The 13,391-nt window shown below is 47.7% G+C and carries 20 protein-coding genes; 17 read left to right on the top strand and 3 right to left on the bottom strand.

Features of this window, described 5'->3' with window-relative positions; all coding sequences use genetic code 11:
- Positions 1-13: 13 nt before the first annotated feature.
- From KNQ18_RS10270 to gcvPB, 10 genes are all read left to right on the top strand, one after another.
- Positions 14-325, top strand: a complete 312-nt coding sequence (locus KNQ18_RS10270; protein ID WP_215084677.1) for a competence type IV pilus major pilin ComGC — start codon at positions 14-16, stop codon at positions 323-325.
- Positions 294-755 carry a prepilin-type N-terminal cleavage/methylation domain-containing protein gene (locus KNQ18_RS10265; protein WP_035398319.1) on the top strand — a complete coding sequence of 154 codons (462 nt, stop codon included), beginning with the start codon at positions 294-296 and terminating at the stop codon, positions 753-755. Before KNQ18_RS10270 ends, KNQ18_RS10265 begins: the two co-directional genes overlap by 32 nt.
- A 5-nt stretch (positions 756-760) precedes the next feature.
- Positions 761-1,120 (top strand): type II secretion system protein, encoded by a 360-nt coding sequence (locus KNQ18_RS10260; RefSeq protein WP_050678401.1) that lies wholly within the window; start codon positions 761-763, stop codon positions 1,118-1,120.
- Positions 1,113-1,406 carry a hypothetical protein gene (locus KNQ18_RS10255; protein ID WP_058704323.1) on the top strand — a complete coding sequence of 98 codons (294 nt, stop codon included), beginning with the start codon at positions 1,113-1,115 and terminating at the stop codon, positions 1,404-1,406. The genes KNQ18_RS10260 and KNQ18_RS10255 overlap by 8 nt, the downstream gene beginning before the upstream one ends.
- Positions 1,403-1,675 (top strand): hypothetical protein, encoded by a 273-nt coding sequence (locus KNQ18_RS10250; protein WP_231925701.1) that lies wholly within the window; start codon positions 1,403-1,405, stop codon positions 1,673-1,675. The genes KNQ18_RS10255 and KNQ18_RS10250 overlap by 4 nt, the downstream gene beginning before the upstream one ends.
- Positions 1,668-2,153, top strand: coding sequence for a shikimate kinase (locus KNQ18_RS10245; protein ID WP_214857095.1), 486 nt, complete (start codon positions 1,668-1,670; stop codon positions 2,151-2,153). Before KNQ18_RS10250 ends, KNQ18_RS10245 begins: the two co-directional genes overlap by 8 nt.
- Positions 2,150-2,464 carry a hypothetical protein gene (locus KNQ18_RS10240; protein WP_023467565.1) on the top strand — a complete coding sequence of 105 codons (315 nt, stop codon included), beginning with the start codon at positions 2,150-2,152 and terminating at the stop codon, positions 2,462-2,464. The genes KNQ18_RS10245 and KNQ18_RS10240 overlap by 4 nt, the downstream gene beginning before the upstream one ends.
- A 184-nt stretch (positions 2,465-2,648) precedes the next feature.
- The gene (gene gcvT / locus KNQ18_RS10235; protein ID WP_035409121.1) at positions 2,649-3,731 is read left to right on the top strand and encodes a glycine cleavage system aminomethyltransferase GcvT; all 1,083 of its coding nucleotides are present in this window, start codon (positions 2,649-2,651) and stop codon (positions 3,729-3,731) included.
- A gap of 13 nt (positions 3,732-3,744) precedes the next feature.
- Positions 3,745-5,091 (top strand): aminomethyl-transferring glycine dehydrogenase subunit GcvPA, encoded by a 1,347-nt coding sequence (gene gcvPA / locus KNQ18_RS10230; RefSeq protein WP_215084675.1) that lies wholly within the window; start codon positions 3,745-3,747, stop codon positions 5,089-5,091.
- Entirely contained in the window at positions 5,084-6,553 is a 1,470-nt protein-coding gene (gene gcvPB / locus KNQ18_RS10225) for an aminomethyl-transferring glycine dehydrogenase subunit GcvPB (RefSeq protein ID WP_214769083.1), read from the top strand. The genes gcvPA and gcvPB overlap by 8 nt, the downstream gene beginning before the upstream one ends.
- 66 nt (positions 6,554-6,619) lie before the next feature.
- Here gcvPB and KNQ18_RS10220 read toward each other — a convergent pair whose 3' ends face one another.
- Entirely contained in the window at positions 6,620-7,000 is a 381-nt protein-coding gene (locus KNQ18_RS10220) for a rhodanese-like domain-containing protein (protein WP_023467569.1), read from the bottom strand.
- Positions 7,001-7,138: 138 nt separating this feature from the next.
- On the opposite strand from KNQ18_RS10220, the gene KNQ18_RS10215 reads away from it, so the two are divergent.
- The 3 genes from KNQ18_RS10215 (at position 7,139) to hpt (ending at position 9,092) form a co-directional block, all read left to right on the top strand.
- Positions 7,139-7,969, top strand: coding sequence for a lipoate--protein ligase family protein (locus KNQ18_RS10215; protein WP_214769085.1), 831 nt, complete (start codon positions 7,139-7,141; stop codon positions 7,967-7,969).
- 24 nt (positions 7,970-7,993) lie between these two features.
- A complete protein-coding gene (gene mntR, locus KNQ18_RS10210; RefSeq protein ID WP_035398709.1) occupies positions 7,994-8,416 on the top strand; it encodes a transcriptional regulator MntR in 423 nt (140 codons plus the stop codon).
- Between the two features lie 148 nt (positions 8,417-8,564).
- Entirely contained in the window at positions 8,565-9,092 is a 528-nt protein-coding gene (gene hpt / locus KNQ18_RS10205) for a hypoxanthine phosphoribosyltransferase (protein ID WP_064300287.1), read from the top strand.
- Positions 9,093-9,149: 57 nt separating this feature from the next.
- On the opposite strand, the gene KNQ18_RS10200 is transcribed toward hpt, so the two are convergent.
- The gene (locus KNQ18_RS10200) at positions 9,150-9,551 is read right to left on the bottom strand and encodes an SA1362 family protein (protein ID WP_023467573.1); all 402 of its coding nucleotides are present in this window, start codon (positions 9,549-9,551) and stop codon (positions 9,150-9,152) included.
- A 20-nt stretch (positions 9,552-9,571) separates the two neighbouring features.
- Positions 9,572-10,504: a DUF1385 domain-containing protein gene (locus KNQ18_RS10195; RefSeq protein ID WP_133207977.1), complete on the bottom strand. Its 933-nt coding sequence runs from the start codon at positions 10,502-10,504 to the stop codon at positions 9,572-9,574.
- 156 nt (positions 10,505-10,660) lie between these two features.
- On the opposite strand from KNQ18_RS10195, the gene aroQ reads away from it, so the two are divergent.
- The 4 genes from aroQ to accB all read left to right on the top strand — a co-directional run bounded on the left by aroQ (position 10,661) and on the right by accB (position 13,388).
- Positions 10,661-11,107, top strand: coding sequence for a type II 3-dehydroquinate dehydratase (gene aroQ, locus KNQ18_RS10190; RefSeq protein ID WP_023467575.1), 447 nt, complete (start codon positions 10,661-10,663; stop codon positions 11,105-11,107).
- On the top strand, positions 11,104-12,168 hold the full coding sequence (locus KNQ18_RS10185; protein ID WP_215084673.1) for a M24 family metallopeptidase: 1,065 nt from the start codon (positions 11,104-11,106) through the stop codon (positions 12,166-12,168). The genes aroQ and KNQ18_RS10185 overlap by 4 nt, the downstream gene beginning before the upstream one ends.
- Positions 12,169-12,203: 35 nt before the next feature.
- Positions 12,204-12,770, top strand: a complete 567-nt coding sequence (gene efp, locus KNQ18_RS10180; RefSeq protein WP_023467577.1) for an elongation factor P — start codon at positions 12,204-12,206, stop codon at positions 12,768-12,770.
- A gap of 168 nt (positions 12,771-12,938) precedes the next feature.
- Positions 12,939-13,388, top strand: coding sequence for an acetyl-CoA carboxylase biotin carboxyl carrier protein (gene accB, locus KNQ18_RS10175; protein ID WP_214769088.1), 450 nt, complete (start codon positions 12,939-12,941; stop codon positions 13,386-13,388).
- Positions 13,389-13,391 lie beyond the last annotated feature (3 nt).

Genomic DNA, 13,391 nt, shown 5'->3' with positions numbered 1-13,391 from the left:
AGGAGACGATACGATGAAACAATTCTTAAAGCGACAGGATGGATTCACCTTACTTGAGATGGCAGCCGTCTTATTGATCATTTCGTTGTTACTGCTCGTTTTGATTCCAACGATGACAAGTGGAAAGGACCAGGCGAAAGGTGTCAGTTGTGAGGCGAACATTCGAGTCATTCGGTCAGAGGTTAATTTGTATTACGCGAAAGAGAAAAAGTACCCGGAATCGCTCCAGACAATCAATCGCGGTACAACTGATAAACCGAATGCCCTCGTCTGTGATCAGGAGACGTATACGTATGATCCGAAGACTGGCGAACTTACGAAGTGAACAAGGATTTACCTTATTTGAGATGACGGCGGTGCTGACAATCATTGCTTGTTTACTTGTTTTTTTGTTGCCGGCACTGTTTGAAAAACGACCGGACTGGATTCCGCTTGAACAAGAGGTTCGTCTGATGGAACAAGATATTCAGACACTTCGACTGATGCAGTACTCAAAGCAAGATCAAGCATTGATGCAGTTTCGATTTCGAGGGGACGGTACGGGATACCTTGTCCTTGCGGATGACCGGTTGTTATGGCAACGAACATTCCAAAATGGTCATACGTGTACCGTTCCGCCCTCGAATCGCATCATCTATTTTAAAAGCTATCACTCGATCTATGCAGCGACCTGGTCTTGCCGTTCGGCAACAGCCGAATATGAAATCAAATTCTTACTTGGGAACTATCAAATGGCAATCCGTAAAGTGAGGTGAGAAGTATGCAGAACGAACGCCAAGCGGGCTTCTCTTTGCTTGAAGTGATGCTCTCTATCGTTGCGATCGGTATCTTCATGACGTTAGCGATCGATCCTTATCTCGAGTTACGGACGAAACAAATGAAATGGGAACAAGAGACGGAACAGCTTGAGCAGATGGCGACGGATCAAGTTGAAAACCGAACAGCGTCCTATGTCCTGAAACAAGGAGCGTGGTGCAATGAAACGATGTGTCTTGCGAGCGGAATCCGGAATGACCCTTCTCGAACTGTCATTCGTCCTATGGCTGAGCCCACTTCTTCTGCTGGCAATCTTGACATTGACCCCACTCGTTCGTCCGCCGGAAGTCAACCGAATGAATGAAGAATTGTTCTTTCATACCGTGGAACGACTGATGTGGCGTAGTACGATGTGTGAGCGCGTCGGAGACGAGATTCGTGGAATGGACGTCAATCCGGGAGAGACGGCTGAAAAGTGGCGTCTCGTCCGTGTGCAAGATCAACTACGTCTCAAGAAAGAACAGGGAGGTGAACTGACATACGCCCGCGACGTCAAACACTATACCGTGACAGGGGATGCCGAGATTCTCTCGATTCAGTTGAACGACAGCAGACGTTCCTTCCGATGCGTCAGGAAGGATTCATCTTGATTCAAACGTTACTGTTACTTTTAGGAATGGGAGTCGTGCTCTTGATTTCTTGTCAGCAGATTGACGAAGAGATGCGGCATCATCAGTTAGAGCAAGAAGCCCTTCAACTCGAGTCTCTCATCCGAGCGGCGAAAGCAGATTGTACGAAGGACGAGACCCTCCGCTACCCAATCGGACAAGTCAGCTGTACAGCGACCGATAAAGGCTTTAAAATGGAAGCGAGATTAGAGAATGGTCAAAGAATCGAGGCGGTCGTCACACATGAGTAAGGTTTATTTGATTGGGTTTATGGGAACTGGTAAAACAGCCGTCGGACATCGATTGGGTTCACAATACGAGGTCGACGAACTGGATGAACGGTTCGAACAGGAACATGGACAAACGATTACCGCTTTTTTCGCTGAGCATGGCGAAGCAGGGTTTCGTACACATGAAAGCGAATTGTTGAAGAGTAGCAATGCGGAAGTGGTTGTCACGGGTGGCGGGATCGTCGAACGGGAAGAGAACCGACTGTACATGCAGGAGTCCGGAACAGTCGTCTGGATCGATACACCCTTTGATTTGATTTGGGAACGTATCGCCGCTGATCCGAATCGTCCACTCGTGACAGAACGGGAACAAGTGAGACGATTGTTTGAACGTCGCTATTCCTTATATGCTGGAGTAGCTACTGTCCGACTTGAAGGAACGGCATCAATCGAAGAATTAACGCGTGCGATTGAAACTGTATTGGAGGAGAAGTCATGATTTGGATTACGTTAGGTATTATTTTATTGGCTATCATAGGACTCGTGTTGTTCGGATTCAGTCTTTACAAAAAGAAGCTGTCTCAGGATATTCGGCAGTTAAAACAACTGATGGAGCGCTTTACGATTCGTCAGCAAACCTTGCAGACGAACATTGATCATACGACGCAGCGAATCGATCAAATCAAAGGGAATATCAATCGAATCACTGAAGAAGGAAATCGTGTGAAGCAAGGAGCGAGCCAATTGGTGACGGAAGGTCGTCGACTCCAGGAGGAAATCAAACGAACTGCCGGAATCAAACAATTTTGAAATGGCTTTCATGGGAAGAATATGAAACAATAGGAGAGAAGGGACAGGGTCCTTTCTCTCTTTTTCGTATGTTCCTTTTTCCGAATAATACTAGATAATTATGATTTTAATTGGTAAGATGGATTTGAAAATGGAACATTAAAGAGAAGAGAGAGCGAAAACGTTCGTAAATAGGGGGATTTGTATGAGTCAAACGACATTGAAAAGAACACCGTTATTCGAGACGGTTTCGCAAACCGGTAAGATGGTGGATTTTGCGGGATTTGAAATGCCAGTTTTGTTTTCCTCGATTAAAGAAGAACACGTTGCAGTAAGGGAGAACGTCGGCATGTTCGATGTCTCGCACATGGGAGAACTGTTCGTCAGCGGACCGGATGCTCTGACGTTTTTACAAGCTACATTATCGAACGATATTTCGAAGATTGCGGTGGGGCAAGCGCAATATAACGTCTTATGCCAAGAAGACGGTGGGACAGTGGATGATTTACTCGTCTATCGTTTGGCAGAAACGGACTATCTTCTCGTCGTCAATGCTTCGAACATTGAAAAAGACGAACAACATTTACGTCACTATCTAACAGGAGACGTCACGCTTGAGAATCAATCGGAACAATATGGTCAAATTGCGGTCCAAGGACCACGTGCGGAAGCCATCCTTTCCGGCATGACACCACTTGTCTTATCAGAGATCGGATTTTTCAAGTTCCAACGGGGGACGGTTGCAGGAGTGGAAATGATCGTCTCACGCAGTGGGTACACAGGGGAAGATGGGTTCGAACTCTACATGGCAGCTGGTGACGCACCTGCTGTCTGGCAAGCACTGCTTGAGCAAGGTGTCGTACCATGCGGGCTCGGGGCACGTGACACATTACGTTTTGAGGCATGTCTTCCACTTTATGGACATGAATTATCAGCAACGATTTCACCAATCGAAGCGGGAATGGGCTTTGCGGTCAAACCACAAGTCAAACCGTTCGTCGGTTCGGAAGTCTTGTTGCAACAGAAAGAACAAGGAGCACCGCGACGCTTGATCGGTCTTGAATTACTCGATAAAGGGATTGCGCGTCAAGATGCACCGGTTTGGCATGACGGGGAAGTCGTTGGTGTGGTGACGACAGGTACGTTGCCGCCGACAGTCGGAAAAGCGATTGCTTGGGCACTCGTTCCTGCAGAAGTAGCGGAACAAGAGCAATTTGAAGTGGAAGTACGCGGAAAACGTTTAGCAGCGAAACGAACAGCGACACCGTTTTATCGTCGCACGAAATAAGGGGGATATTTCTATGGATTTTCGTTATTTACCAATGACAGCAGAAGATGAGCAGGCGATGTTACAGACGATCGGTGCAGCATCGATCGAAGATTTACTCGCTGATATCCCGGCATCCGTCCGTGATAACGGTACATTGGAAGAAGTCGGTGTGCCACTTCCGGAAACGGACTTGATTCGGACGCTATCGAAGCTTGCCGACCAAAACATGAATACGAAACAATATCCATCGTTCCTTGGCGCAGGCATCTATGATCACTATGCACCTGCTGTCGTCAATCATATGTTACTGCGCTCAGAGTTTTACACTGCCTATACACCGTATCAGCCAGAGATTTCGCAAGGTGAACTACAAGCGATTTTTGAATTCCAATCGATGATTTGTGAATTGACAGGGATGGATGTCGCGAACTCGTCGATGTATGACGGTATCACGGCGTTAGCGGAAGCGGCTATGCTTGCTTGTGCCCATACGAAGAAAAAGACGATCGTTCTTTCAGACGGCGTTCACCCGGAGGCACACGATGTCGTTCGGACGTATGCGAACGGTCCAGGACTAAACGTCGAGACGTTGGCGCTTGAGCAAGGTGTCACACGGATCGATCAACTCGATGCCATCGAAGACGTCGCCTGTGTCATCGTGCAGTATCCGAACTTCTACGGTCGTGTCGAAGAACTACAAGCATTGGCCGATGCGACACATGCACGTGGTGCGCTCTTCATCGTCTCTGCGAATCCACTGGCACTCGGTATCTTAGAAGCGCCAGGTAAACTTGGCGCTGACATTACGATCGGAGATTGCCAACCGTTCGGAATTCCACAAAGCTTTGGTGGACCGACATGTGGTTATTTCACGACGACAAAAGCGTTGATGCGTAAGATTCCGGGACGTCTCGTTGGACAGACCGTCGATGAGAATGGGAAACGCGGTTTCGTTCTGACGTTACAAGCACGTGAACAACACATTCGCCGTGACAAGGCGACATCTAACATCTGTTCGAACCAAGCGTTAAATGCACTCGCTGCTTCGATCGCGATGAGTGCACTCGGAAAACGGGGTATCCGGGAACTCGCGACACGCAACTTGCAAATGGCACATGCCTTAAAACAAAAGCTGAAACAGGCTGGCTTTACGATCGTTGACGATGGACCGAGCTTCAATGAATTCGTCGTTATGCTACCAATCGACGCGACACGTGCGAGTCAACAATTGCTCGATCACGGAATCATCGGCGGTTTACCGTTAGGATCGTATGACGCGGCACGTCAAAATGAAATGCTTGTTTGTGCAACGGAATTACGGACGAATGAAGAGTTGGATCAATTCGTGACAGCGTTAGGGGGACTCACACATGAATGAGCAAACATTGATCTTTGAAATTTCTAAACCGGGTCGTATCGCCTATAGCTTACCGTTACCGACTGTCGATGAGGTGGCAGTAGAAGAATTGTTACCGACCTCGATGTTACGGAAGGAAGACGTGGCGCTACCGGAAGTATCTGAACTGGATCTCGTCCGTCACTATACGGCACTCTCGAACCGTAACCATGGTGTGGATTCTGGATTCTATCCACTCGGATCATGTACGATGAAATACAATCCGAAAATCAATGAAGATATGGCACGCCTCCCTGGGTTTGCACACATTCACCCGCTTCAACCAGTCGAAAGTGTCCAAGGGGCACTCAGTTTGATGTATGATCTGCAAGAAAAACTCGCAGTCATCACAGGAATGGATGAAGTGACGCTTCAGCCGGCGGCGGGAGCACACGGTGAATGGACAGGCTTGATGTTGATTAAGGCCTACCATCATGCACGTGGTGACTTTAAACGGACGAAAGTCCTCGTACCGGACTCGGCACACGGAACGAACCCCGCATCGGCATCTGTCGCTGGATTTGATACCGTGACGGTCTTATCGGATGAACGTGGTCTCGTTGATTTAGCGGACTTAAAGAAAAAAGTCGGTGACGATACAGCGGCACTCATGTTGACGAATCCAAACACGCTCGGTTTATTTGAGTCGGATATCGTCGAAATCGCCAAAGCGGTTCATGAGGCAGGCGGAAAACTGTACTACGATGGTGCGAACTCGAATGCGATCATGGGCATCGCTCGACCAGGGGACATGGGCTTTGATGTCGTCCACTTGAACTTGCATAAGACGTTCACAGGACCGCACGGTGGCGGCGGACCAGGATCGGGTCCAGTAGGGGTCAAACAAGATTTGATTCCGTATTTACCGAAACCAATCGTCCGCAAAGAGGAAGAGCGTTATGTCCTCGACTACGATCGTCCGGAAGCAATCGGTCGTGTCAAACCATTCTACGGTAACTTCGGCATCAATGTTCGTGCCTATAGCTATATTCGGACGATGGGTGGAGCAGGTCTTGCTCGCGTCTCGAAAGAAGCGGTCTTGAATGCGAACTATATGTTGGCTCGTCTCAAAGGTGCGTATGACGCGCCATACGACGTCTATTGCAAGCACGAATTCGTCTTGTCGGGTAAACGTCAAAAAGCACTAGGTGTCCGGACGCTTGACATCGCTAAACGTCTGCTTGACTTTGGATACCATCCACCAACGATCTACTTCCCGTTGAACGTCGAGGAGTGTATCATGATCGAACCGACGGAAACAGAGTCGAAAGAAACACTCGATGCCTTCTGTGATGCGATGCTCCAGATTGCAAAAGAGGTCGAAGAGACACCGGATGTCGTCTTGAACGCACCACACACGACGGTCGTCAAACGGATGGACGAGACACTTGCTGCTCGAAAACCAGTCTTACGCTACGAACCAAAACAAGAAGTACACGCATAAGCTGTTTCATAAAAAAGAGGACCTCTCCGACGAAGGAGAGATCCTCTTTTTGCGATGAACGAAGCATTAGCTCCGTTTGATTTTTCCTGACCACTGCTTGAATCCGCCTTTTAACTGATACAGATTCGTATAGCCTGCTTTTTTCAAGACTTTTGCAGCCTGTGAAGAACGCATGCTACCTTGACAATACAAGTAAATCGGCATGTCTTTTCGTAATTCCTTCGAGCGCATCTTCATTTGGCTGACCGGGATGTTACGGGCACCGACGATGTGTCCACCTTTGAATTCCTGTGTTTCGCGAACATCGACGATTTGTGCTTTACGGTAGTTCGCACGGAATTCTTCTTGCGACAATTTCGTGATGCCTTTGACCGGCATGAAACGCCAAGCGATGTAGGCGATCAGCGCGACCCATAATACGATCGTAATGATAGTTCCAGTTTCCATATTCGACTTCCAACCCCTTCGTTCGTTTAACCTCTGTTTCATTATAGTCAACGAAATCGATTTCGGCAATCGACTCGTGATTGCGCGACCGAGAATGGGTTTGATACACTAAGACGGAAACGTTTTGGGGGTGCTCAAGTGAACAGAGAGTGGCAAGTGTTGACGACGCCGGCGATGGAGCCGGCAATGAACATGGCAATCGATGAAGCATTGATTCAGTTCGTCGGGCGGGGGGAGATCGCACCGACGCTTCGTTTTTACTCATGGGAACCACGTGGATTAAGCGTTGGTCATTTTCAACGGGCAACCCGTGATATCGATCGAGAGCGGATTGCAGAACTCGGGATTCCGATCGTGCGTCGGATGACAGGAGGGCGCGCTGTCTTGCATGCAGACGAGTTGACATACAGTGTCGTCATCCCGGAAGATACAGAAGGTTTACCACGCACGGTCATCGAAAGTTATCGGATGTTGACGGAAGGGATTCGCAAAGGATACCATCACCTCGGCATTCCGGTCGAATTTTCCGTTCCGTTGACGGAAGAGGAAAAAGAAGAATTACGGAAGCCGAAATCAGCCGTCTGTTTTGATGCAGCATCGTATTATGAACTCGCTGTCGGAAAACGGAAAGTCGCAGGAAGTGCACAAGTCCGCCATCAAGGCGTTGTCTTACAGCACGGTTCGGTCCCACTCTCTGTCGATGAAGGTGAATTGTTTGATTGTTTCTTGTATGATGATGAGTCGATGCGCGAGCGAATGAAAGCGCGTTTTTCAGGAAAAGCTGTCGCTTTAAATGAGCTAGCAGGTCGCGCTGTCGCATTTGACGAGGTACGAGAAGCGTTCACGAAAGGCTTCGAAGAGGCGCTTGATTTGTCGTTCGTTCCGTTGACGTTCACGAGTGAGCAGTGGCAGGAGATTGAGCGTCTTGCCGAGAAATACCGTAGTGATGAGTGGAACTGGAAACGCTAATGAATGAAATGGGAAGGTGATGTCGTGCCAACTCCGAGTATGGAAGATTATTTGGAACAAATTTATAAACTGATTGAAGATAAGGGATATGCCCGCGTATCGGATATAGCGGAGTCGTTAGGAGTTCACCCGTCATCGGTAACGAAGATGGTTCAAAAACTCGACCGGGAGACGTACCTTGTTTACGAAAAGTATCGGGGTCTCATGCTGACACCTAAAGGACGCAAAATCGGAAAGCGTCTCGTGGAACGACACGCCTTACTTGAAGATTTTCTTCGTCTCGTTGGTGTGGATGAAGAACTGATTTATAAGGATGTCGAAGGAATCGAGCATCATATTAGTATCGAAGCGTTGGATAAGATTAACGGAATGATTCAGTTCTTTGCGGAACGTCCTGGTTTGAAAGAGGAACTGCATCGCTATCAACAAGCCCATCCAGAGGATTGAGGCTTGTTTTTTTATAGTTCCTTGCTAAAAAAGTTCTCAAACACGAACGATCCATTACATTTTTATGATAAAGTGCGCATTTTAAGTTAGATATGCTATACTGAGCCTGAAAATGGACGAAGGGGGTGGCGGGTGTTCGCACCTTGTCATGGAAATCACGATTAAAGAAAAATTAGTGTCGGAGTCACAACTGAAAGAAAAGGTTCGTGAATTAGCACAACAGATCGAAGTGGATGCGGCTGGGCGTCAAATCGTTCTCGTCGTCGTGTTGAAAGGGTCGATGGTCTTTGCTGCGGATTTGATGCGCGAAATCAAAGGAAGCGTTCAAATTGATACAGTCGCGTGCTCTTCTTACGGAACAAAGACCGTCTCTTCCGGGCGTGTTCAGTTGAAGAAAGATCTCGATCTTGATGTTCAAGGGAAATATGTCGTCGTCATCGAAGATATCATCGACACAGGGCGGACGCTCCATTTCTTATGTGATCACATGAAATTGCATCAACCCGGAGTTCTCAAAGTATGTACATTGCTTGATAAACCGGCACGTCGTGAAGTAAAACTCGACGCAGACTATGTCGGTTTCGAGATTCCGGATTACTTCGTTGTTGGGTACGGAATCGATTGTGCGGAGGAATATCGCAATCTACCGTATATCGGTTGGGTCGAAACGGATTGAACACGAAAAAAGGAGGTTCGTCGCATGACGAATCTCCTTTTTAATGTACTTCTGAAATTAAAAAGCACGTTTTTTCTTTTTGCCTTTTTTTCCTTCGATAACTGTCAGATGAGGCGCTTTTGAACGATCGCGCAACGGTCTGACTTTATTCGATGCCGGCGCTTTTGAGGATTTGACCGGTTTTTTCTTAAAGTCTGTCCGGCGAACAGAATTCGAAGAGCCATGCATTTTTTTTGATTGAGCGACGGATTTTCGGTACTGAGCATTTGCGCCCGTTCCGACGCTTCGATTACGAGTCAGGAACTTAAAGAGCAAGAAGATGATCCCGGCGGTAATCCCGAAGAACAGCAATTGTGAAAACAGACTACTTGGATTATTGACGAGTTTATATCCGAAGCCGACAAAAGCGAACAGTAACACGACGAGTGCAAATGTAGAACCAATGCGTTGTCTGATCATAATATCACCCCTGTTATCGATTAACCCAGTGCATTCTCATGTAGGTTATGTTCCTGTTTTTCCAATGCTTCAAACGCATAAATCGCAACCTCGATCTGTGCATCGTCCGGTTCTTTCGTCGTCAAGTATTGTAACCATAGGCCAGGCAAGGCGATGACGCGAAGTCCTTTGATGTGCTGCGCTTTATTCGTCAGCTGTAACACTTCAAATGAAAGACCGATGACGACCGGTAATAAGGCGATCCGGCAGACGAGACGCAACCAAAGCGGATCCGTTGGCACGATCAGATAGACGAAAAATCCGACGATGACGGTGAAGATCAAGAAACTCGAGCCGCAACGGTAATGAAGACGACTGCTGACGCGAACGTTTTCGACCGTGAGTGGGCGTCCTGATTCGACGCAGTTGATGACCTTATGCTCTGCACCGTGATATTGAAAGAGTCGTTTGACGAGCGGAGTCAATGAAATCACGTAGAGGTAACTGAACAAAAGCGTTAATTTGATTGTTGCTTCGATGACATTTTGAATGACATGTCCCGATAAAGCAGGGATCACATCGAATAATGATGCAAGGAAAGCAGGTAGTAACGTAAAGAGTAATTTACCGAAAAAGAATGATAGGATCCCGACTACAGCAACGCCGAGCCATTTCGTCAAGGGGCTGGCAGTCGTTTCTTCCGGCTCTTCTTCACCAGGTTTGACACCGTATCGGTCACTTGCGAAGTTCATATGACTGGCGCCATTCGCTGAGGACTCCATTAAAGCAAACAAGCCACGCAGAAGTGGGATTTTTTTACCTTTAGCGATTCGTGGTCGAACCGGCTTTTGTTGGGCGAACGTCTCGATCGATTCATCATTTCGACGAATCGCTGAGACCGCATGGGTCGCATTTTGGAACATGACGCCTTCGACGATGGCTTGACCACCGACCGGCGGATTAGTCGTTTTCATAATAGAACGCATCCCGTCTTCATTAAAATTAGGTGTATCGTCAGTGTACTTGATTTACGACAAAAAAACTATGTTCGACTCGTCAAAACGAGGTAATCTTTAGGAGTCGGAAATCGGGTTATGATACAATGAAAAGGAATTTGAGGAGGTGTTTTTTTGCGTGTCTTGATATTAAACGGACCAAACTTGAATTTACTCGGAACACGCGAACCGGATACATATGGAACGGCGACATTAGCCGACTTAGAACACGATCTTCGCACATATTTTCCGAACATTCAGTTTCGGTTTGAACAATCGAACCATGAAGGACGACTGATTGATGTTCTTCACGAGGAACGGGGAGCGGACGGCATCGTCTTCAATGCGGCTGCCTACACGCATACGAGTATCGCGTTACGTGACGCGATTGCTGCAATCGAAGCGCCCGTCATCGAGGTCCATCTATCGAATGTCCATGCACGTGAATCCTTCCGGCATCATTCGATGATCGCACCCGTCTGCCAAGGTGTCATCGCTGGACTTGGCATGACGGGATATCGTCTGGCAACGGAGGCACTCCAAGCTTTACAACAATCGGAACAAGGGGGAAATCAATCATGAAACAACGGATCGAGGCGTTACAAACAGCTTTAAAGGAACGGGACCTTCCAGGATTACTCGTCACGAAGGCAGAGAATATTCGTTACATTTCCGGCTTCACGGGCTCAAGTGGTGCATGTCTCGTAACAGAAGAGCAAGCGTACTTCGTGACGGATTTCCGTTACACGGAGCAAGCGGCAGACCAAGTTAAAGGAATGGAGATCGTCCAAATCGAACGGTCGATTCCAGAGACGATGGGCGAATTGATGGCAGGAGCGCGTGTTCGCGCGGTTGGTGTCGAAAAGGATGCGATGACACTCGGTGCTTTTGAAGCATACGATCAAGCTTCGGCAATCGAGCTTGTTCCGACGACAGGAATCATTGAAAACCTACGCTTGATTAAGGATTCGTCAGAGATTAAGATGATTAAGGAAGCGGTGGAGCTCGCAGACGCGACCTTCCAACACATCTTGACGTACATTCAACCAGGACGAACGGAACTTGAAGTATCAAATGAACTAGAATTCTTCATGCGTAAGCATGGAGCGACGTCTTCTTCTTTCGATACGATCGTGGCATCGGGCTATCGTTCTGCCTTGCCGCACGGTGTTGCCAGCTCGAAGGTCATTGCGACAGGTGAACTCGTCACGCTTGATTTCGGAGCGCTCTTGAACGGTTATGTTTCAGATATCACACGGACTGTCGCAGTCGGTCCGATCAATGCCGAGTTGCAGAAAATCTACGATACGGTCTTACAAGCGCAACTAGCGGGTGTCGACGGCTTAAAACCAGGCATCACTGGGATCGAAGCGGACGCGTTGACACGTGATATCATCAAAGAAGCAGGTTACGGTGAGTACTTCGGTCACTCGACGGGACACGGTATTGGTCTAGAAGTACATGAAGGACCTGGCTTGTCGTTCCGCTCTGAGACGAAACTTGAACCAGGCATGATCGTTACGGTCGAACCAGGTATCTACGTGCCGCAAGTTGGCGGATGCCGGATTGAAGATGACGTCTTGATCACGGAAACAGGTCGAGAAATTCTTTCGTCTTCACCAAAAGAACTGATCACTCTCTAATTCAGAGTGACGGGACATTTTAGGAGGAACCATTCATGGTATCAGTAAACGATTTAAAAACAGGATTAACGATTAAGACTTCAGACGGTATGATTTGGCAAGTACTTGAATTCCAACATGTTAAACCAGGTAAAGGGGCAGCTTTCGTTCGGACGAAAATGCGTAACATCCGTAACGGAAACATCCAAGAGATGACATTCCGTGGTGGTGAGCGTGTCGAGCGTGCACACATCGAGCGTAACAAGATGCAATACCTTTACCCAATGGGCGAGACTTACGTCTTCATGGACACAGAATCGTATGAGCAATTGGAATTGACGACGGCGCAAGTCGAAGCAGCTCTTCCATACTTGCTTGAAAACATGGAAGTTCAAATCGCGGTTTACAACGGCGAAATCCTCGGTCTTGAATTACCGAACACAGTCGTCATGACGATCGTTGAAGCAGAGCCTGGCGTTAAGGGTGATACGGCTTCGAACGTCAAGAAAAATGCGACAGTGGAGACAGGTCATATCATTCAAGTACCACTCTTCATCGAAGCAGGCGAAAAAGTAACGGTTGATACACGTACAGGTGATTTCACAGGTCGTTACAACGGATAATATTGAAACGACAAGACGTCTCTCACCTTCTATCAGGTCGAGAGACGTCTTTTTTCATTCAGCTTGACTTGCATCCAATGGTATGACCAGTTAATATAAGTATTTGAGTAGGCATTAGCACCTGGTATAATAATTGTGAATACAGCATAGATGGGGGAAGAATGACAGATGAAAATCGATCAGTTGAAACAAGTACTCGAAATGCTCGATCAGTCGAGTGTAAATGAACTCTCACTCGAGACGGATACGTATAAATTAAAGTTGAAGAAACAAGGAGAAACAGTGACGGTCTCGCATCAAGCACCTGCTGCTCCAGTGTCGGCGCCTGCTCCTGTGAAGCAAGCGGCAGCACCAGTCGAGGAAGAGGCGACTGCGGATGATACGGTCACGATCAATGCCTTGATGGTCGGAACGTTCTATTCGCGTCCGAATCCAGATAAACCGGCATACGTCAAAGTCGGTGATCAGATTGAAGTGGGTCAGATCGTTTGTGTCCTTGAAGCAATGAAACTCTTCAATAACTTAAACTCGGAAGTATCTGGAACGGTCGTCGAGATTCTTGTCGCCGATGGAGATCTCGTTGAATTCGGTCAACCACTCTTCCGGATCCGTCCGTAAACG

Origin of the sequence: Exiguobacterium sp. s78 (assembly GCF_018618985.1) — a bacterium.
GTDB classification, from domain to species: domain Bacteria; phylum Bacillota; class Bacilli; order Exiguobacteriales; family Exiguobacteriaceae; genus Exiguobacterium_A; species Exiguobacterium_A abrahamii.
This window is presented reverse-complemented; position numbering and strand designations above follow the sequence as displayed.